Origin of the sequence: Chloroflexus sp. (assembly GCF_034434295.1) — a bacterium.
Classification (GTDB): Bacteria; Chloroflexota; Chloroflexia; order Chloroflexales; family Chloroflexaceae; genus Chloroflexus.
The window spans coordinates 1-21552 of sequence record NZ_DAOTZQ010000041.1 but is presented as its reverse complement, the minus strand read 5'-3'; the positions used below and the strand labels follow the sequence as shown (position 1 = coordinate 21552).

General features: G+C 56.6%; 15 protein-coding genes and 1 tRNA gene. 7 read left to right on the top strand and 9 right to left on the bottom strand.

The window, feature by feature from the left end; all coding sequences use genetic code 11:
- Positions 1-18 precede the first annotated feature (18 nt).
- Both VAE57_RS06195 and VAE57_RS06190 read right to left on the bottom strand, forming a co-directional pair.
- Positions 19-999 carry a MoxR family ATPase gene (locus VAE57_RS06195; RefSeq protein ID WP_322821017.1) on the bottom strand — a complete coding sequence of 327 codons (981 nt, stop codon included), beginning with the start codon at positions 997-999 and terminating at the stop codon, positions 19-21.
- A gap of 92 nt (positions 1000-1091) precedes the next feature.
- Positions 1092-2471, bottom strand: a complete 1380-nt coding sequence (locus tag VAE57_RS06190) for a hypothetical protein (RefSeq protein WP_322821016.1) — start codon at positions 2469-2471, stop codon at positions 1092-1094.
- Positions 2472-2910: 439 nt separating this feature from the next.
- Between VAE57_RS06190 and dps the strand changes: the two genes are divergently transcribed.
- The 3 genes from dps to VAE57_RS06175 all read left to right on the top strand — a co-directional run bounded on the left by dps (position 2911) and on the right by VAE57_RS06175 (position 5438).
- Entirely contained in the window at positions 2911-3402 is a 492-nt protein-coding gene (gene dps / locus VAE57_RS06185) for a DNA starvation/stationary phase protection protein Dps (RefSeq protein WP_322821015.1), read from the top strand.
- Positions 3403-3430: 28 nt separating this feature from the next.
- Positions 3431-4723, top strand: a complete 1293-nt coding sequence (locus tag VAE57_RS06180; RefSeq protein WP_322821014.1) for a sugar ABC transporter substrate-binding protein — start codon at positions 3431-3433, stop codon at positions 4721-4723.
- Positions 4724-4871: 148 nt separating this feature from the next.
- Positions 4872-5438: a zinc ribbon domain-containing protein gene (locus VAE57_RS06175; RefSeq protein WP_322821013.1), complete on the top strand. Its 567-nt coding sequence runs from the start codon at positions 4872-4874 to the stop codon at positions 5436-5438.
- Positions 5439-6028: 590 nt separating this feature from the next.
- On the opposite strand, the gene VAE57_RS06170 is transcribed toward VAE57_RS06175, so the two are convergent.
- From VAE57_RS06170 to VAE57_RS06155, 4 genes are all read right to left on the bottom strand, one after another.
- Positions 6029-6114 (bottom strand) — tRNA-Leu (locus tag VAE57_RS06170).
- A gap of 41 nt (positions 6115-6155) precedes the next feature.
- Positions 6156-7211: an SH3 domain-containing protein gene (locus VAE57_RS06165; RefSeq protein WP_322821012.1), complete on the bottom strand. Its 1056-nt coding sequence runs from the start codon at positions 7209-7211 to the stop codon at positions 6156-6158.
- Entirely contained in the window at positions 7208-8662 is a 1455-nt protein-coding gene (gene gatB / locus VAE57_RS06160; protein WP_322821011.1) for an Asp-tRNA(Asn)/Glu-tRNA(Gln) amidotransferase subunit GatB, read from the bottom strand. Before gatB ends, VAE57_RS06165 begins: the two co-directional genes overlap by 4 nt.
- A gap of 372 nt (positions 8663-9034) precedes the next feature.
- The gene (locus VAE57_RS06155) at positions 9035-9703 is read right to left on the bottom strand and encodes a Uma2 family endonuclease (RefSeq protein ID WP_416208435.1); all 669 of its coding nucleotides are present in this window, start codon (positions 9701-9703) and stop codon (positions 9035-9037) included.
- A gap of 777 nt (positions 9704-10480) precedes the next feature.
- On the opposite strand from VAE57_RS06155, the gene aceB reads away from it, so the two are divergent.
- Together aceB and VAE57_RS06145 are read left to right on the top strand one after the other, a co-directional pair.
- Positions 10481-12079: a malate synthase A gene (aceB, locus tag VAE57_RS06150; RefSeq protein WP_322821009.1), complete on the top strand. Its 1599-nt coding sequence runs from the start codon at positions 10481-10483 to the stop codon at positions 12077-12079.
- Between the two features lie 788 nt (positions 12080-12867).
- Positions 12868-13791 (top strand): NAD-dependent epimerase/dehydratase family protein, encoded by a 924-nt coding sequence (locus tag VAE57_RS06145; RefSeq protein ID WP_322821008.1) that lies wholly within the window; start codon positions 12868-12870, stop codon positions 13789-13791.
- Between the two features lie 138 nt (positions 13792-13929).
- Here the strand turns inward: VAE57_RS06145 and VAE57_RS06140 are convergent, their stop codons facing one another.
- Complete coding sequence (locus VAE57_RS06140) at positions 13930-14355, bottom strand: DUF3054 domain-containing protein (RefSeq protein ID WP_322821007.1); 426 nt, start codon at positions 14353-14355, stop codon at positions 13930-13932.
- Positions 14356-14379: 24 nt separating this feature from the next.
- Entirely contained in the window at positions 14380-15741 is a 1362-nt protein-coding gene (locus tag VAE57_RS06135; RefSeq protein ID WP_322821006.1) for an alpha/beta fold hydrolase, read from the bottom strand.
- A 118-nt stretch (positions 15742-15859) separates the two neighbouring features.
- Between VAE57_RS06135 and VAE57_RS06130 the strand changes: the two genes are divergently transcribed.
- A complete protein-coding gene (locus VAE57_RS06130; RefSeq protein ID WP_322821005.1) occupies positions 15860-16699 on the top strand; it encodes a pyruvate, water dikinase regulatory protein in 840 nt (279 codons plus the stop codon).
- Positions 16700-16792: 93 nt separating this feature from the next.
- Here the strand turns inward: VAE57_RS06130 and VAE57_RS06125 are convergent, their stop codons facing one another.
- The gene (locus VAE57_RS06125) at positions 16793-17851 is read right to left on the bottom strand and encodes a proline racemase family protein (RefSeq protein WP_322821004.1); all 1059 of its coding nucleotides are present in this window, start codon (positions 17849-17851) and stop codon (positions 16793-16795) included.
- Between the two features lie 769 nt (positions 17852-18620).
- On the opposite strand from VAE57_RS06125, the gene ppdK reads away from it, so the two are divergent.
- Complete coding sequence (gene ppdK, locus VAE57_RS06120; RefSeq protein WP_322821003.1) at positions 18621-21251, top strand: pyruvate, phosphate dikinase; 2631 nt, start codon at positions 18621-18623, stop codon at positions 21249-21251.
- Positions 21252-21552 lie beyond the last annotated feature (301 nt).

Genomic DNA, 21552 nt, shown 5'->3' with positions numbered 1-21552 from the left:
ACAAGCGATACACAACCATCACCCCGTCACTCCATCACCCTCTACCGGCACCGGCACCTGTGCCAGAATCTGTTCGAGAATGGCCGTCGCCGTCTGTCCCCGCAGACGCGCCTCGGCGGTCAGAATGAGTCGATGGTTAAGCGCCGGTACCACCATCGCCTTCACATCATCCGGCAACACAAAACTGCGTCCCGCCATCGCTGCTCGCGCCTGTGCCAGATGAGCGAGCGCCAGCGAACCACGTGGACTCGCGCCGAGTTCAATCTCGGCCCGCTCACGGGTAGCCCGCGTAATCGCCACTAGATACTGCCGTACCGGTGGACTGATCGCAACCCTCCGTACCGCTTCCTGCAACCCGCTGACTTGCTCTGCACTCACCATCGGCGCCAACGACAGATTACCGGCTGGTGTCAGCGACCGCTGCACAATCTCTTCTTCTTCAACCGCACTCGGATACCCCATCGCAACCTTGATCAAAAACCGATCAAGCTGCGCTTCCGGCAACGGGAAGGTACCCTCTAGCTCTATCGGATTCTGGGTCGCAATCACCAGGAAGGGACGCGGCAGCGGGCGCGTCTCACCATCAATCGACACCGTCCGCTCCTGCATCGCTTCGAGCAGCGCACTCTGGGTGCGCGGCGTGGCCCGGTTAATCTCATCGGTCAACACAATCTGGGCAAAGATCGGGCCGGGACGAAACTGAAACTCGCCGATCTTTTGGTTGAAGAACGATAGCCCGGTTACATCAGACGGCAACAAATCCGGTGTAAACTGAATACGCTGAAACGTACATCCCAACGTACCGGCCAGCGTGCGCGCCAGCGTCGTTTTGCCGGTACCCGGAACATCTTCAAGCAGCACGTGCCCTTCGCATAGCAAAGCGGCCAGTAACAAATCAATGATCGCTTCCTTACCGACAATAACGCGGCCAATTTGCTCACGGATCGCGGTCGTGACCCGATGAATCTCGGCAATGGCTATTTGAAAAACTGTTGACACAACGACTACCCCATTCCAAATCGCATGTACAGAGCATCGGCATTATACTCGCTCTTGCGCAATGTGTGCCTCGCGAGTGACAATGCCGTATGCTACCTTCCCCACGGCATCGTCACATAGTACCCATCAGCCCCTCCCAGACTGGTCGCAAATACCGGATAACCGGTTGTCACCAGCGCCCGTGAGCCGGCAGGAGTGAAATTCACCGCTACCGCAATCCGATCAGCGGTCATCGCTGCCGCAATCGCCGGCGAACTACCGGCAGTCGCACCTGGCGCTGCCAGCGCCGTCCATACGTAGCGTTGCATAAACGCAGGATGAACAATCAGCACAAACGGCTCACCACTCTCGTAACTTCCCAGCGTCTGACCAAACAGTTGCATGGTACTTCGCCCCTGCAAACAGCACGCTGCACTACCGACGACTGCCAGCGTACCATCGGCTGCCGCTGCCAGCCCCTGAATTGAGATCGAGTTCCCCTTCCCGTCACTGAGCCGGGTCAACAACCACTGCCCACGCAGCAGGGTACCACTGGCTGGATCAAAGCGACCATACCACGCCAGCGATTTGGCACCGCTGATGTTAAACGGATTGTTGTAACTATCGTATTTGATCAACTCGCTTGTGCTAAGAACACGATTAATGTCGGCAGGATCACGGCCAAAGATCGAATTCCCGCCATCGGTAAAGCCGGCAACATAGAGCATCCCGTCGCCACCCATTGCCAGTCGCCGCCCCTCACTGTCGGCTGCAAGCCCGGCGCCCTTCACCACACCAGCACTGAATCCATAGCGTTGCCACGCCAGCGTACCATCGTGCAGTCGATATGCCCGCAGAAAGGCAACTTTCAGATCAGAAGCCGCCTGCGTATAACCGGTAGCAAACACTAGTCCGGTCGTTGAGTCAATCGCTATATCACGCACGGCAGTGCCGCCCACGTTGACCGCTAGCGGCGAGCCACCATTCGCCGGGTATATCAACACGGTCGGCGTCGTCAACAACGCTGCGACTCGCCCATCCAGGGCAATCGCACAGCGCACGACCTCACCCGGCGTTGCCGCCCAGCGCACAGTAGTCAGGTCGGCGTCAAGCACAACCACCCCGTTTGGGCCGCAACCAACCGCAGCACCTTCACCGCCAAACGCCGCGTGATTGAGGGTTGCGGCTACCCGAATAACACGACTGATACGCCGGCCATCAGCCCCGATCTGAATGAACGCGCCGGCACCACCTCCCGGCAGCACGACTTCCGGCACACCGGCTAACGAGGGCAAATTACCGGCCAGAATCAACTCACCGGTAGATGTGATGCTAACGGCAACCAACACATCGTTTTGCCCACCACCCAGATAACCAGCGACTGTTGGCGGCGGGGTTTGCACCAGCGGAACAAAGATGGTCGTGGTCGACTGCGCCCGCCCCACCCCCAGACCAACGATGACCAGCAATAACAGGCTGAACATTCGTCCCATTAGTTCTTCTTTCCAGGTGTCGAGCCAGCATCATTCAGCACTAACACCGCAACGCGCTTCACACCAACATCTACCCCCAGCGCACCCGTCAGCGCGAGAGGGTTGCACCAGCGAATCGCATCTTTGCCACGGCGACACATTTCATAGATATTCTTCCCAGATGGTGAGCCAGCATCATCCAGCACTGGCACCGCAACGCGCTCAACACCAGCATCTGCCCCCAGCGCACCCGTCAGAGTTAGAGGGTTGCACCAGAGAATCGCATCTTTGCCATCACGACACGTTCCACACGTGTAGTATACCCCCCCTGACTGGCAAAACCACCCTTACTCTGGTATGATAAAAGTATCAGTGATGACACTCTTTCCCGTCGTCATCGCTACAACCAGCCGTCATCACTGCGGTTTTGGGTAAGACGAGAAGAGGAAGGAGGGAAGACATGGCACAGACTACGGAATTTGCTACCCGTATTGACATTCCCGTCGAGCACCGTCGCTCGCTGATTACTATGCTCAACCAACAACTGGCTGACACATTCGATCTAATGAGTCAGGCCAAACAGGCGCACTGGAATGTCAAAGGGCCGCAATTTCTGGAACTTCACGAACTCTTCGACGAGCTTGCCGCTCGACTCAATGGGTTTGTCGATCTGCTGGCCGAGCGGATCACCACATTGGGCGGAATGCCACTGGGCACCGCTCGCATGGCCGCTGCCTCATCGCGGATACCCGAATACCCCACCGATATTACCGATGGCATGAGCCATGTGGCCGCACTCGCCGACAGGTTTGCTGCATACGCCCAAACCACCCGCCAGGGGATCGATTTTGCAACTGAGCTGAGCGATCAGGCAACGGCTGACTTGATGACAGAGATTGCGCGTGCTATCGATAAGGATCTCTGGTTCCTTGAGGCACATCTGCAAGGATAACAGCGTACACTTACGGTCTATCAGTGCCATGGCGCTGTTATGCGTCGTGGCCCTGATCTGCTCTGGCTGTGCTGCTGCGCCGCCTGCGCCAACCGCCACCGTCGTGGCATCTCCTGTCGCGATCCGTTCCACGCCAACACCATTTCCAACCAACACCGCGATCCCAACGGCGACGCCGGTACCGACAGCAACACCCGCTCCCCGTCAACTCACTATCTGGGTAGCAGAACCGGTCACAGCACAAGCAGTAGTCACCGATGCATTGCAGCAGGCAGCCCAAATTGCCGGCATCGAAGTGCTGATCGTTTCGCGCGATCCAGACGGTCTCTTACTGAGTCTGGCCACCGACCGTTTGCTTGGTTTACCCCCACCTGATCTGATCTGGGCCAATCAAGAGGGACTGGTCGGTCTATTAGCCGATCAGTCACTGGCGCCATTAGACATCGAACTACCCGCCGATCTCTTACCCGGCCTGCGCCGCCTTGCCGGTGAATCCATAACAGTATGGGGAGCACCAATCACGGCACAAGATATGCTCCTCTTGCTGTATCAGCCAGATCGCGCATTACCGACAACAGCCGCCGATCTCGTTACGTCAGCCCAGGCCGCACGCACACCAGAGCAAGCTGGTTTTGTGCAGGGTTGGGGCGCAGCACGCTGGATGGCACCGTGGTTCTACGCTGCCGGCGGCTCCTTCACGACTCCCGATGGCACCGAACCGGCACTTGACACACCGGCAATGACGGTCACCCTGACCCTGCTGCGCGACCTGTACCGGGCAGCGCCCCGTAATGGAGACAGCTACGCTCGTGGTCAACACCTACTGGCGCAGGGAATGGCGGCTTATGCGATTGATGGCGACTGGGCCTGGCAGACCTATCAGACGATCAGTGACACCTTTCAGATTGGAGTTGCCCCGTTGCCAGCCTTTGCCGGCGCTCCGGCCCAACCTTTAATCGGTGGCAGTCTCCTGATGCGCCATCGCGCTGGTCAGGCCACAACTGCCGATATTACTGCCTTGCTCAAGACCCTCTATCAACCGGAGGTTCAATTGCGCCTGAGTGCAGCACTGGGCAGACTACCCGCCCTGAGCAGCCTGCTCACCGATACCAGCATTCAATCCGACCCACGACGTGCAGCGGCGGCAGTTCACGCCGCAAGTGCCCCCGGCCTGCCACCCACACCGGCAGCGCGTTGTGCTATCTTCGGTGTTGAGTCCTACCTGTACAGCGTCACCATCGGCGACATAGCCATCAACGAAGCTCCAGCCCTGATGCAACGGGAGGCGCTGGCCTGTTTACGGCGAATAGTGCAACCATAGCCGGGCAATGAGCGTCATACTGGCAGACGTACTGGACTTTTGCAGAGTGCAGAACGAGGCGAATCAAGCCGGACGCACGGGCTTTTAGCCCGCCTGATCTGACCGAGTCGTGACCTGCACTTCGCGGTAAGCATAGAAAGGGAAGGCTATGCATTGCCCCCGCTGCAACACAGTATTACCCGATGATGCTCGCTTCTGCATCGAATGTGGCACCGCAGTACGTGTAGCAACCGGCGAAACCGTTCAGTTACCACCGACACCTGATGCAGCCATTACCTGCCCGGTATGCAACACAGCCAATCCACCCTACGCACGCTTTTGCGTGCATTGCGGCGAAGCCATTCAGCACAGTACCAGACAATCAGCCAGTAGCGTGCCGCGTACCGTCTCCCCACCCCAACCACAACAGGCCCATCACGACGAGTTTGACATGGGGATTACCCTGCTGCTTATCGGTGCTGCGCTCCTGATCCCGATTATCTTCCGGCTGCCGCCAATGATCTGGCCCAACATTCTCATGATACTCGGCATCGCCCAGATGATCATTCACCTGCGGCGGGGAACGCTTGCATCGGGCCTCCGTAACGTTATCTGGCTGTTCGGGCTAGGAGTTCTGTTTCTCGTGCCACGGCTACTATTACCCGGCTTATTCTTACTCGTTGGCCTGACCCTTCTGCTGGAAAGCTGGCGCTGGACACGCAGGACTCCCTCGTGACAGGGGTGGTAGGGGCGGGTTTAGAACCCGCCCCTACCGCCCCCTATGCATTACCCATAACTATTTTGTCAACCTCTTCGCTCATCAGCAGCGCCTATCTCATCGTGCGCGATCCTGGGCACTATCGCGTTGTATCGCTGTCGCGTGGGTCTCGCGTCACGAACGGGGAGCGGTGTCTCAGCCCGTGACCGCAGGCTTCCAGTCTGCGCATTAGCGGCCACGGCTAGCACCTGACGGCGGTGGAGAGGATGCCTGCACGTGGGCTGGAAGCCCACGCTACGGGAAGCCCACACCGCAGAGAGCACGTGCAGCCCGGCCTAACGCAGCGCGACATGTGGGTAATGCATAGCCTATCGCACCCGCTCCTCTACAACTCGCTCCTCTACAACCCGCTCCTCTACAATCGGTTCTGCCGAGCGCTCTGCGCTCTGCGTAGACCCGATGGGACGAATATCATTAAGATTTGACATCACCATACGCTCAGAGTTACTCTGATGTCATCGCTCAATTGGATAACCGTGCCATCAGACTTCACCCCACTTTGAACAGAATCAGGAGAGCGACCATGATGGCCGCTCTCCATCGCACCATGGTGCCGGAGACGGGACTCGAACCCGTAAGGGGTTTCCCCCAGCGGTTTTTAAGACCGCAGCGTTTGCCTTTTCGCCACTCCGGCGCACCATTCCGTAGCTGTTCAGCTCCCCATTATACCACTATTTACGGCAACGGTTGTAACAACTCTCCGGCACACCATCCCTCGATACCGGCACTCCGCACCTGCCACCACGTTAAGCCATCGCGCTCAACTGGACCAGCGATAATCTCCACCTCGGTTCCAGGGCCGAGCGCAACACGGATCGCCGCATTGATCCCTGGCTCAACCCGAACATTGAGAGCAGGTATTTCACTACTGACGGTCGCTCTCCTGCCCACCGCCAGTCCTGTCGGAGCAGCAGTTGGTGGTGCTTCAGTGGTTGGCGTAACGTCTGCTAATGCAGGCGACGGCGTTTGTCCGGCGATCGGTGTTTCGCCTGGTGCTAATCCCGGAGCCTGACCGGTTGGCACCGGCGACAACCCGCCAACAGTGACGGTCGGCACCACCGATGGAGTTGGGTTTTGGAGGAAGAGGGCAACCGCCATACCAATCACAAAAATGCTCACAATAATCAAGGTGGGAGCAATCCAGCCCGGTACAACTGGCACACGCTCATCGCGAGCCATCGGGTTGGACAGACCCTGCTCACCGAGGGAGCGTATCCGCCGTGCATCATCGTATTGTGTATGACGATCACGGAGACGCACCCGCACCGGCTCATCGTCAGGTAATGTTGTCCGCGCCTGCAACGGTCGAGTTGGCCGGGGGCGATCCGGTTCAGCCGGCGGTACAACCTGCACTCCGTAGCGGGGCAACAGCATAACTGCCAGCCGCTGGTAGGCCGCCAGCGTCTCACCGGTCACAGCCAGATGTTCGCCACGGGCGATCCGACCACGCAGCCGATGCAGACGCTGGACAGCATCAATCTCCTCTGCACTAAGTGGAACCGGATCAAGCGTCTGCATCGCTGTCAGGACACCGGCAAAAGGGCCGAGCGCTGCCGATGATCCGATCCGCAACAGATGCGCACGCAACGCATCCTCAATCGCACCGTGTAGACTGAGCAGGGCCAGTTCCGGCACTTCACGACGTGCTCGCGCCAGTGTATATTTTTCCCGCGCCGACTCCATCAGCGTCAGGGGACTGACTGTAGCAGACTCATCACCGGCCAGCGTCATTGCAATTCTGCCTCTAACAATTCACGTACCCGCTGGGCGTTCGCCTGCCCCCTGGTTGACCGCATGACCATACCTACCAGAAACTGGATGGCGGTTGTCTTACCCTTGCGATACTCAGCAATCGCCTTTGCTGCTTTTTCATCGGCCAGCGCTGCACGTACTGCTTCCAGCAAGGCGCCATCGTCACTAATCTGCGTCAGGCCACGTTCAGCCACGAGAACTGCCGGATCGGCCCCGGTTGCAAATGTCTCCTCAAAAAGCTGCCGGGCTACGACACGGGTAATCGTACCCTTTTGAACCAGATCAATGAGTGTTGCCAACCGCTGCACGGGCATCCGTTCAATCAATGCCGTTGCCGGCTCGCCCCGATCGTTCAGCAAACGGAACCCTTCGTTCAACACCCAGTTCGCAACCTCTTTTGCGCCATCAGGCCGGTTAACCGTTGCGACTGCCGCTTCGTAATAATCAGCAATTGCCCGTTCCTGCGTCAACAAATCGGCATCTTGCCACGATAGGCCGTGGGTTGCCATCAGCCGCGCCCGGCGGGCATCGGGCAATTCAGGCAATTCCGCCTGGCGGGCAGCGATCCACTCCGGGGAAAGCACCAGTGGCGGAATATCAGGTTCGGGGAAATACCGGTAGTCGTGCGCATACTCTTTCGAGCGCTGCCCTTCAGTACGGCCAAGATCCTCTCGCCAGCCGCGTGTTTCTTGCTCGACAGTACCACCAGCTTCTAAAATGCGGATCTGGCGCTCGATCTCATACGCTAGTGCCCGCTCCACAAATCGGAACGAATTGATGTTCTTGATCTCAACCTTCGCCCCAAAACGTTCAGATTCAGCCGGACGAACACTCACGTTCGCGTCACAGCGCAATGCACCTTCTTCGAGATTACCGCTGTTGGCACCGATCCAGACCAGAATCTGCCGAATCTTCTCGAACGTCAGGCGTGCCTCTTCAGGAGTACGAATATCAGGTCGGGTGACAATCTCCATCAGCGGCATTCCGCTGCGGTTGTAGTCGATGAGTGATGCACCGTCAGGACTGTGGATCAGGCGACCGGTATCCTCTTCGATATGGAGCCGCTCGATACCGATGCGGCGTACCTCACCGGCAGCAGTCCGTATCTCGATAGCTCCATCGCTACAGAGTGGTTCATCGTATTGGGTTATTTGAAAGCCCTTCGGCAGATCGGGGTAGGGGTACGACTTGCGAGCGAAGATTGAGCGCTCGTTCACCCGACAGCCGAGCGCCAGCCCACACAGCGCGGCAAGCTCTACCGCACGGGCATTCAGTACCGGCAGTGCGCCGGGAAGACCGAGACTCACCACCGATACACGTGTGTTCGGCGGTGCACCTGCGTAATCAGTACTGCATCCATCGAACATCTTCGAGGCAGTTAATACGTGAGCATGAATCTCAAGACCAATCGTGGCGATATACTCTGGCATAGGCTTCCTCGTGTAATGGTACATCGCCTCTATTGTACCCGGTTTTTCGGCTTATGGCGCGACTCGTGGTATTTCGTCAATATAGGGATCAGAACGCATCTCATCCACCCGTGCTACAGTAATGCCTTATGGTAGCACAGGCGGATGAACGTTGAGTACCAGAACAAGGTGTGCTGCTACACCAGAACGGAAAGAAGACGATCCGTTACCCTTTCACGATGCAATCACGCGCTGGATTGGACACCGTTCACGTGCAATAATGTGCGTGACGCAGGGTTGAGAGTGCGAAAGCACAGCTTCCGCACCGAACGTGATCAACGCTATGCGCGTGTCGCACCGATCATTCTGCCGGTTACAGATCTGCAACAGCTTTTATTCGCTCTCTGGATCAACACCCAATGCGCGCAAGCGTGCAGCCAACCGCTCGGCACGCTGTCGCTCTTGTTCGGCACGCTGTCGCTCTTGCTCAGCCTGTGTCTGCAATTCCACAAAACTTAGAAACGGACGCCCGTCCGGCCAGTACAACTGCATACCACGATCCGTTCGCTTGAAGGTGACTCCCAACCGTGGGCTGACCCAGCCATCAAGCTCATTGATCACCCGCAGCCGACCATCAATCCGTTGCCAGCCACCCATATCGCCGTGCTCCGGATCATACAGGTAGTACTCTTCCACCCCATAGATGTCGTAAAACTCCAGCTTCGCCGCCAATTCAGTCAGCGTGTTACCTGGCGATATGACCTCGAACACGACCTGGGGTGCAATCCCGTTTTCTTCCCATTGGCGATACGACCCGCGATCTCCTTTGGGACGGCCAAACACCACCATGACATCAGGTGCACGGCGAATATCGGGGCGACCTTCGACCGGATACCAGAGCAGATCGCCCGCCACGAACACATCGTCCCGCTCACGGAAGATAGCATCGAGATTCCCCTGAATGGTGACGATTGCCCGGAATTGTCTGGTATTGTCAGCCATTGGCATGCCGTCACTATCGGAGTAGACGATGGCAGGCACAGCAACCGGCTGCTCGATCATCATCCACCTCCTTATATCGAACACTTGTACGATAAGTATACCGAAACTTCTGGTGTTTGTCCAGTGCTGTTCGACGCGGATCAGCCTGTGAGTCAGTATCTTTGCATCCTGACATAGTCCGTTTGTTAAGCCTGTTCAGCATCGATAGACGCGGATCAACCAGTTAGAGCCAGAACTTATTTCATCAAGCTGTGCGGTCGTGCTCCCAGACGGTCGTCCAGGCGCATGCACGCTTGCCAATCACTAACGCCAGCATATCCTGCTCCCAGGCTACCGGTATGGTAGCGAGGAGGGCTGACAACCATCTTCGGTGCCATCACGCGCTGGATTGGTTGCTTTACCCGCTCGCTATGCGAGTGTCACGATGTTTGGAGTGCGGCAGTCATGCTACCGCAGCAGCCGTGTTCACAATTCGGTGGGTGTCACGCTGTTGACCCTGCTGGTCACGGCAATGCTGTGTGTGCTCGTCGCGATCTTAGAGAATGAGATAACTTCTAGTAAATGTCTTTTGAAACAAGGCTCTAGTGTTCCAATCAGGCACAGCGTAAACCAGCACGACAGCACGGCCCTGCCCGGCAGTCATTGCAGAGGAGGGTTCTGGTATCCCCATCAGGCACAGCGTAAACCAGCACTCATAAATTCTGTCCAACCCTAAACCCACCAGCACACCTCACCGGCCTATCGGTAAACACAACCTTGCCGCTGCACAACGTAACAACCAATTTCTGGTATAATGACTGGCGAAAAAGTTTTTCACGATATGAAAGGAGGGCTTGCATGACCACCTCCCAATTACCGGCCGGCGTGGCGATTACTGCACCGATTCCTCCCGCATACGCCGAGATTCTCACTCCCGAAGCACTGGAATTTCTGGCCACGCTTCACCGCCGTTTCAATACCCGTCGCCTGGAACTGCTCGCCCGTCGTACCGAACGTCAACGCGCAATTGATGCAGGCGAGCGACCGGATTTTCTGCCTGAGACAGCCCATATCCGCGAGAGCGAGTGGACGATTGCTTCCATCCCACCCCAGATTCAGGATCGGCGCGTTGAAATTACCGGCCCAGTTGACCGTAAGATGATCATCAATGCGCTCAATTCAGGTGCAAAGGTGTTCATGGCCGATTTTGAAGATGCCAATACGCCAACCTGGCAGAATCAGGTTGAAGGTCAGATCAACCTGCGCGATGCTCTGCGTCGTACCATTACATACACCAGCCCTGAAGGTAAGCACTATGCACTGAACAACAATCCGGCCATCCTGTTTGTTCGCCCACGGGGCTGGCATCTCAACGAAAAGCATATGCTGGTTGACGGCGAGCCAATCTCTGGTGCCATCTTCGACTTCGGTCTCTACTTCTTCCACAATGCCCAGACTGCTATCGATGTACAGGGTGGCCCCTATTTCTACCTGCCCAAAATGGAGAGCCACCTTGAAGCACGGTTGTGGAATGACATCTTTGTGCTGGCCCAGGAGCTGCGCGGCATTCCACAGGGGACGATCAAGGCCACGGTCTTGATCGAAACGATTCTGGCGGCGTTCGAGATGGACGAAATTCTCTACGAACTGCGCAACCACTCGGCGGGCCTGAATTGTGGACGCTGGGACTATATCTTCTCGTGTATTAAAAAGTTCCGCAACGATCCCAACTTCTGCCTGGCCGACCGGGCCCTGGTCACAATGACTACTCACTTCATGCGTTCATATTCGCTGCTGGCGATCAAGACCTGTCACCGCCGTGGTGCCCACGCGATGGGTGGCATGGCGGCCCAGATTCCGATTAAGAATGATCCGGTCGCCAACGAAGCAGCGCTGGCGAAAGTGCGGGCCGACAAGGAGCGGGAAGCCTCTGACGGCCACGATGGAACCTGGGTAGCCCACCCCGGTCTGGTTCCGGTGGCGATGGAGGTGTTCGACCGACTGATGCCAGCGCCGAACCAGATTAACCGTCAACGTGATGATGTGCAGGTAACGGCTGCCGATCTGCTGGCATTTGGACCCGAAAAACCGATCACCGAGCAGGGGATGCGCCTGAATATCAACGTTGGGATTCAGTACCTCGGCGCCTGGCTGGCCGGCAACGGCTGTGTCCCGGTCTTCAACCTGATGGAAGATGCCGCCACCGCCGAGATTTCGCGTGCCCAGATCTGGCAATGGATTCGCAGCCCGAAGGGTGTATTGGAAGATGGTCGTAAAGTGACGGTGGAACTCTTCCGGCAGATGCTGCCAGAAGAGCTGCACAAAGTTCGCGAGATACTCGGTCCTGCCTACGAAGATGGTCGCTACGAAGAGGCTGCCGAACTGTTTGATGAGATTACGACCAATCCAGAATTTGTGGAATTCCTGACATTGCCGGCTTACGAACGGATCCCGTAGCCGGGGGCTAGAAACCGCGCAACAACGCCATTCAGGGGTAGACATTGATCTACCCCTACATTTACCGGATTTAGCGGCTGTTTAGTACTATTCAAGGCCAGCCGCCAGACCGATCCGGCGAAGGGGCATATCCTGTCCGGAGAGGAGAACATTTCACGGGAATAACCGCATCGTTGGTGTGGTATGCGGGAGCTATACCTGGCACCTGTCTGGACGCTGTCCCGGATGCAGGCGGCACGCGCTGATCCACCGATTTTGTTTGCTCCGTGCAACCCATAACGGGTTGGCCGGTTACGTCGCCACAGACGGTAAGCATTGACAAAGCATGAACTGACAGGGCACCCCATTCCGGGTACGCCGGTACAATGGCTTTTCAAGTTATATCATCCAACTTCGTGAGGGGAATACACAGCATCCCAGTGACCGGCAGGGTTAACGGCATGACACGCGCCAGCTTATGAGCACGGCCGGTGCAGCAGCGTGGTGCCGCACACCACACGATACGATACGTGCATAACAAGTGGTCAAGGCAACCAATCCAAGGCGTGATTGTCCCACCTCTCCTGTAATAACAACCTCCTGCCCGGACGTTCAAAACCTCTACAGTCCACCTATTGCCCAGCTTTTGTCAGGTAAATTTCCGCTAGCGACTGTGGGTATCACGTGCTACAATAATGAGCAACCTGCTGCACCTTCACAGACAAGCACCGCATCCACCGATGTGCAGCCTGCTATGTCAGTCGGGCGGTGTCAGTGAAGTCACCCGCCCCTACACGACGAGGTGACCTATGACTCATTACTTGATTGCCGGCGCGGCGGGATACATCGGTTCGCGACTGGCTATGCGTCTCTTGACCGCCGGCCATCGCGTGCGCGGTCTTGTCTACAGTGCCGAAGATCCAGTTGTTGAACGCCTTGCCGCTCGTGGGATGGCGGTCTGGATCGGTGATCTTACCCGCCCCGAAACCATCGATGGCATTACCGACGAGATTGACGTTGTTTTCAATCTCACGAACCGTATGCCCATCGATAATCCAGCATTGCTACGCGCCCTCTACATCGATGGCAATCAGCATCTGATTGCGATGTCGGTCCGCTCCCGCAAGGTGCGTACCTACTTATGGGCATCGAGTATTGCAGCCTACGGCGATCACGGCGAGAGCTGGGTTGACGAAGATAGCCCGGTTGCTCCCTCATATCCTCTCGGCGCCATCTTCGCCACCGCTGAACAAACGGTGTTGCAGGCAGTGCGCACCTATCGCTTCCCGGCTATCATCCTGCGCCTGGCTACTGTCTATGGCCCCGACCGAGATCCACTTGAAGCAATAGCCAGCGGCCAGTTAACAATTTATGGTAACGGACGTAACTTTGTCCCACATATTCACATTGACGATGCAATAGAGATATTACTGCGAGCTGCCGAAGTCGGTCAAATCGGTGCGATTTACAATGTCGGTGATGACGAGCCACTACGCCTGATCGATCTTGTCAGTGAAGTACGACGCCGGCTTGGGATGTTGCCACCACGCACGTTCGATCCCAATGTCGGGCTGCGCGCCGGTATCGACCGCTCGGTGATAGGGGCGTTAACCGCATCGGTTCGCCTGAGTAATGCCCGCATGCGTCACGATTTGGGGATTGAGTTGCGCTACCCGGGTCTGCGCTACTGGATCGAGGAGCGATTGCCGCTCGAGCTGGCGGTTGGTGTGTGATAGGTATACTCTGCCGGTACGGGCGGCTGATGCGCTGCCAGAGATGATGAACTTACCACCGCGTTTCGTGCTCTTGCGTTACGAAGCTGACCGGCGGGCAACAGCCAGGCTTGCCCGCCGGTTATGTTGCGTTGCTTATCATATCGTCCGTCGCATCATCCACCAACTATAACCACCCCGCCAGATGATCAAGAGGGCAGCCACCGTCAGGTAGGTCACCAACGCGAAACTAAACGGGCTAGACCGGCCAAGCTGAAACCATCGCAATACAAGACCAACCGGCAATGCGATCAACCATGTACCCGATGTCAGCCCAATCATCCGCAAGGGTGGGTGCTGGCGGAGTGCTCCCGTCCACGGTGCAACTAGCAGCCAGCCAACGAAGAAAGGCCAGGCCACACGCACCGCTGCGAGGAGCGGATGCTCATCGGACAAGCCATGTGAGCTACGCCCCAACAGCGCAAACACGATAAACACTAGCCCATCACCGCCAATCAGTAAGCCAAGCTGAGACCACGATAGGTCGCTGAAACGATGCTTTGTTGTTTCCAAAGGATGTTTCATAGGATGCTATTCTCGCTGCTAAGTCTACTGTCTGAGAGCCTGTAGCTGACGTACCAATCCCTGCTGTTGCCAGTTGGCTAACCGCAAACGCAGGGCCAGCGCACTGGCAATATTCCACAACACTGCATTTCCAAGCGCCGGATCGTCTTCGGCCAGTGCCCGTAACCGTTCGCGTCGCAAGGCCAGAATCGTCACCCCATCTTCACCGGCCCGCAGTTCGGCACTTCGCCTGCCCCTATCGAGAAGCGACATCTCGCCAGTAATTTGACCTGCGACAACCGTCATCAACAGGCGTTGACTATCCGGATCGCCCTCCAACGGCGGACTCCAGACCTCTAATGAACCTTCCTGCACCAGATAGAGATCGGTCGACTCCTGATTGGTACGATCCACCAGGGTACCGGGTGGATAGCGACGCCGCTCTAAATGGGCAGCCAGGCGGGTGCGCTGAGCCAGACTCAAACCGCTACCAATTTGCGAGTTTGCCAGAAATTCCGTAATTTGGTTCGTCACCTCGGCAGGCTGCACCAGCATGTCCGGTTCACCAACAATCGAGGGTAAACCCAGGTAACTGGCAATATAGCGCAACGTCACGTCTGGCGTTTCAAAGTGTGGCCAGTGCCCGGCTTTTGGCACAATCCGCAGATCGGCACTTCGCCATTCATCAGCGATCACCCCTGCATCACGCAACGGCACCGTATTGTCTTCTGCACCCCAAATAACCAGCGCCGGCGTCTCCAGTTCGCGCAATCGTCCGCTCAAATCCTGATTCCGCATCGCCACAAAACATTCGGCCCGCACCCGACCCTGGCCCGGTCGCCGGGCATCAGCCCGTAGCCGCAGGTAGTCGGCCTCGCTGATTGCCGAACGCTCGGCAAATGAAGCCGGTTTCATCAGACTGTCGGTAACATAGAGCATTGACGGCTCAAGCAGCGCGAGTAGCCGGCTGAAGAGCGGAAAACGCTCAAGCATTGTTATCGGTGAGACAAACGTGTTGATCCAGAATGATAATCGCCCGGAAATGGTCGGGCAGAGCAAGACCATCCGATCAACCAACTGGGGAATCTGCAACGCCAGTGTCGCACTAATCATCCCCCCCATCGAATGAGCGACCAGCACCGCCGGATGTTCGCTCAAGCCGGTTATCAGGCGACCGATGATCTGCGCATAGCGACCAATTGTCGCGCGTTCACGCAACGGTGGCGACTCACCGTAGCCAGGGAGATCGACGGCAATGCAGCGAAAACGCCGACTCAACAGTGGAATCAAAGGCGACATCGCGAACGATGAACTTGACCAGCCATGGATCAGGATCGCCAATTGGGCATTACGCGGCCCGGTATCAATGGCATGGATTTTCGCGCCGTCGATTGAAAAGATCTCCATAGGTTATACTCGCTGCGTTATGTTCGCTTTTAGTGGTATCATATCAGTATACGCATCACTTCGTCTACAGCAATTGTGCCGGGTTTTCAGCGCTGCACGCATTACAGGACGCTTGCAAATGAGTGACCAACCAGTCTCGCAAACCGCACCTTCACTCTACATTGTTTCCGGTGGTGCCGGTGCCGTCGGCGAGCAGGTCGCCCGACTAACCCTTTCTCAGTTTGAAGGGGCAGAGGTGCCCTTAATTATTATCCCCAATGTGCGCGATCTGAATCAGATTGCTGAGGTGGTTGAACGAGCAGCCCAGCAGAACGGGACGATTCTCCATACGCTGATGGAACCCTCGCTTCGTCGTGAACTGATGCGGCTGGCCCGTGAACGTGGTGTTGCCGAGATTGATCTGGTCGGTAGTGTATTGTCGCGCCTGGCCACCGTGTTGCGCAAAGAACCCCTCGGAAAACCCGGCCTGTACCAGCCTCGCCGCTCGGCCTACTTTGAACGGCTCGATGCGATTGAATACACCGTTGCGCATGACGACGGCAACAAACCCCACGAGCTCCATCAGGCTGATATTGTCCTGGTTGGCATTTCGCGCGTTGGCAAAACCCCGCTCAGTATGTATCTGGCCGTGTTGGGCTGGAAAGTTGCCAATGTTCCCCTGGTTCGCGAAGTACCCCTCCCGACTGAACTCTTTCAGGTCGATCCCCGGCGGGTGATTGGCTTAATCGTAGAAGCCGAGCAAATTACGGCCCGCCGCCGCTGGCGACAGCGCCGGATGGGGGTCAGCATTGGTGGCAATTATACCAATCTCGATGCAGCTTACGATGAAGTGGAATGGGCCAGAAGAACATTTCGGCAGCACGGCTGGACAACTATCAACGTTACCGACAAATCGATTGAAGAGAGTGCTGACGAGATTATCACTTTGATCTCACGTCGATTTAGCCAGCTTCCTTGAGGATACGCCAGGAGTGGTGATGGGTGTTGCTGCTACACCGACCACACCCACCACCACGAGCGCAGCCGGTGCGCTCGTCGCTATGATGCAATATCACGGCGATCCGATCTGCTCGACTAAAAAGCCACTCCCCAGCGGATCACGCGGATCGACAATAAATTCACTCCGACCGATCACAAATGCCCGTCCACTCACTTCAGGAATAATGGCGGAGTACGAACCGACCTGGATACAATCAACCACCCGCCCACTAAATGTGCTGTGTCGGCCCAAGATACTCTCGATCACCATCTCCTCACCAGCGGCTATGTCGCCTCTGGCATAGTGAATAGCCAGACGCGCCGAAACGCCCGTACCCGTTGGTGAACGATCCACTTCAGCATTGGCAAATACACAGATATTACGGCTATGATGACTGGCATCTTCAGGTTGATCGGTCAAGATCGTACCATAGAGAAAACCCAGGTCTGGATCATGAGGATGATGGAGCGGTAAAACGTCACTCACGGCCCGCTTGATTGCTTCACCGGCTGCAACAAGAGCTGCGGTCTGTGCTGGCTCCACACGCAGTCCTACCTGGGCTGCGGGCAGAACGGCATAAAACGCCCCTCCCCACGCTACATCGCACACCACCTGACCATAACCCGGGACAGTAACCTGGAGGTCGTGTGCATATACAAATGATGGGACGTTACGAAATGAGACCCGTATTACTCTTCCGCTATCAAGGTGCGCGGTTGCCTTCACCAGGCCGGCAGGTGTATCGAGAGTGACTGTCGCTTGATCACCTTCTGCTGTCACCACACCGCTCTCAACCAACACCGTAACGAGCGCAATAACGCCGTGACCGCACATCGTACTGTACCCTTCATTGTGCATAAAGAGGACGCCAACATCGGCTTCGGCACTCACCGGCGGCGTGAGCAAACAACCGTACATATTGAAATGACCTCGCGGCTCCCACATCAATGCCCGCCGAACATAATCGAGCTGATCGCGCATAAAACGACGTCGTTCGAGGATCGTTGTCCCGATAATGTCCGGTAGACCACCGGTCACAATGCGCAACGGCTCACCGGCAGCGTGGGTTTCGATGGTCGTTAACCGTAACGTATCTGACGGAAACTGTAACTTATCCCAATCTAACTTCATAGAACCTATCTCCCTTCTATCCCCTCAGCAGAGTCAACAGAAACAGCACGTTGCACCGGATAGTGCCCTGGTTATCTGTGGGTATGTGTGGTGGTGTGCGCATCGTTGCCAGGGGCGACAGACGAAAGCCTCTGCTAGCGCCGGGGTAATGGCACGGTAAGGTGTTGGCAATGAGTTGAACTCATCGCAAACATCAAGAAACAGCAAACCACGCTCCCACCCGATCTTGCCTGTGCGCCCGTCATATAGCATTCAGAAGCCATGCCCGAACACGCAACGGTTTGTCGATTTCCTTGACCATACGATTGGTTCATTGTATGATAACAGACACATTCTCGCTACCGGTAAAAGAGTCTTACAACACACCATTGCGCTGCGACGCACAGACAGATGGTCAGCACATCCATCTTTCGACGCCTGACAACGCATCACGAGGGGTAAAAAACCTGCGTGACGCTGGTTGAACCAGTTGGGTTGCAAGCAAACGGTCAGAAAGAGAATGGTTTGTGGATCACATCCACATTGCACGTTACAGAGCGTATCACAGTTGTGATACTGTACGGTACAGTTGCGTTATCTACGATTGTTTTCTCGTACTACTTCCCTACCATGGGGGCGAGGCGAAGTCGGCTCAACAATACTAACCCAGGCATTAGGTGGTGGAAGGTAGGTTTTTTGTGTTTTACGCACATCGCTTAGCCCGGCATCACTATCACTGCAAACTCACCAGGACTTCACAGAGCTACCTTGTTCAAGGAGGAAACAGGTTATGACGAAGAAGTGGGTCTACCTCTTCCGGGAAGGAAATGCGTCGATGCGCGATCTTCTCGGTGGGAAGGGGGCAGGTGTCGCTGAGATGACACGAACCGGGGTGCCAGTTCCACCCGGTTTTACGATCACAACCGAAGCGTGCAATGCCTATTACGAAAACGGACAGCAGTTCCCCGAAGGCATGTGGGAACAGGTACTGGAAGGCTTGAAAGATATCGAGTCGCAAACCGGCAAGCGGTTTGGCGATCCGTCCAACCCTCTCCTGGTCTCTGTCCGGTCAGGCGCCAAGTTCTCGATGCCGGGAATGATGGATACAGTGCTCAACCTCGGTCTCAACCAGCAGACTCGCGAAGGATTGGCACGCCTCACCGATAATCCCCGTTTCGCCGCCGATGCCTACCGTCGCTTTGTCCAGCTCTTCGGCAAGATTGTGTTGGGTGTTGATGGTGATCGCTTCGAGCACGAGATGGACGAAGCAAAAGGTCATGGTCAACGCCAGGACACCGATCTAACCACCGAAGAGTTGTTGACACTGGCCGATAAGTTCAAAGCGATCATCAAGGAAGATGTCGGTGTCGATTTTCCCGAAGACCCCTTCGAGCAGTTACGGGCGGCGATTGCCGCCGTGTTCCGCTCCTGGAATGGACGGCGCGCTGTCGATTACCGCCGCGTCAATAAGATTCCCGATAATCTCGGCACGGCAGTTAATGTCCAGGCTATGGTCTTCGGTAACATGGGGAATGACTCGGCAACCGGTGTTGCCTTCACCCGCAACCCCAGTACCGGCGAGCCAGAGATTTTCGGTGAATACCTGGTAAATGCCCAGGGTGAAGATGTCGTCGCCGGTATTCGCACACCACAACCGATCAGCAAGCTGGCTCAAGAGATGCCGGAAGTCTACGAGCAATTCCATCAGATTGCCAAGCAGCTCGAACGGCATTACAAAGACATGCAGGATGTCGAATTTACTATCGAGCGTGGCAAGCTATGGATGTTGCAAACCCGTACCGGCAAACGCACCGGCGCGGCTGCGGTGAAGATCGCCGTTGACATGGTCAACGAGGGCTTGATCGACCGGGCAACTGCTATTCAGCGGGTTGATCCACACGCGCTCGATCAACTGCTCCACCCCATGATCGATCCAGCGGCTCGCAAGGACGCTCATCCTCTGACTGTTGGACTACCGGCCTCACCCGGTGCTGCGTCCGGTAAAGCGGTTTTTGATCCCGACGAAGCCGAGGAGCTGGCCAAAACTGGTGAAAAGGTGATCCTGGTGCGCGTCGAGACTGCACCCGAAGATTTTCACGGCATGGTGGCCGCCCAGGCTATCCTGACCGCCCGCGGCGGCATGACGTCGCACGCCGCCGTGGTTGCCCGTGGCATGGGCAAACCGTGTGTTGCAGGTGCCGGTGATCTTCGCATTAGCTACACCGACCAGTTAATGACCGTGAATGGGACAACGATCCGCAAAGGCGACTGGATCACCCTCGACGGCGGTAGTGGTGAGGTCTTCGCCGGCAAGATGCCGACGGTGGAACCCGAACTTTCGGGCGATTTTGCCACCTTGATGTCGTGGGCCGATGAATTCCGCAAGCTCGGTGTGCGGGCCAATGCCGATATTCCGCGCGATGCCCGTGTTGCCCGTCAGTTCGGTGCCGAAGGGATCGGCCTCTGCCGGACTGAGCACATGTTCTTTGAAGGTGACCGGATCGATGCGATGCGCGAGATGATCCTGGCCGATACGGTCGAAGAGCGCCGGGCTGCGCTGGCCAAGATCGAACCGCTTCAGCAGGGCGACTTCGAGGGTCTGTTCCGCGAAATGGCCGGTCTACCGGTGACGATCCGCACCCTCGACCCACCGCTGCACGAATTCCTACCCCACGATGACGACGAGATCGAGGCGCTGGCCAGCAAGCTAGGCGTCGATCCGCGTAAGGTCAAGGCACGGGTAGAAAGCCTGCGCGAGGCCAACCCAATGCTGGGTTTCCGTGGTTGTCGGTTGGGCATTCTCTACCCCGAAATCACCGAAATGCAGGCACGGGCGATCTTCAAGGCGGCTGTCAAAGTCAAGGCGGAAGGAATCGATGTCCATCCCGAAGTCATGATCCCACTGGTCGGCCATGTGAGCGAGTTGAAGCTGCAAGAGGAGATCGTGCGTCGGGTTGCCGCCGAAGTCTTTGCCGAAGCCGGGATTGAAGTCCCCTACCTGGTTGGCACGATGATCGAGCTGCCACGGGCAGCGCTGGTGGCTGATGAAATCGCTCAGGTGGCAGAATTCTTCAGCTTTGGCACCAACGACCTGACCCAAACCACGCTCGGTCTATCACGAGACGATTCAGGGCGCTTTTTGCCGATCTATGTCGAAAAGAAGTTGATCCCCGATGATCCGTTCCAGACCATTGATCAGCGTGGAGTCGGGCAACTGGTGCAGATCGGTACTGAACGGGGCCGGTCAACCCGAGCTGATCTGAAGGTCGGTGTCTGTGGTGAGCACGGCGGCGATCCGGCCAGTGTTGAGTTCTTCCATCGAGTTGGCCTGAACTACGTCAGTTGTTCACCATATCGGGTGCCGATTGCGCGACTGGCGGCTGCCCAGGCTGCACTCGGTGAAGCAAAGCGCGACAAGTAACGAGACGTTTGCGCCCTCTTTACCTCCTCAGAACGGCGAGGCTCGCGAGAGCTTCGCCGTTCGTCGTGATCTTGTAACTCACGATGATGACTGCCCTCGCTATAATGCAATACAACAACAGCAAACGTACTCTTAAAGCTGACCCGCAACATTGGAATAGGGATAGGCAAACCCATCAAACAAACCCTTAGTTCGTGTTCGCCTGATACTGTGGAGTTACCCATGTCGTTATCACCGATTGTCGCTACCCTACTTCAACACGCTGAAACAACACCACATCGGCCATGTATCGTTTTCGACC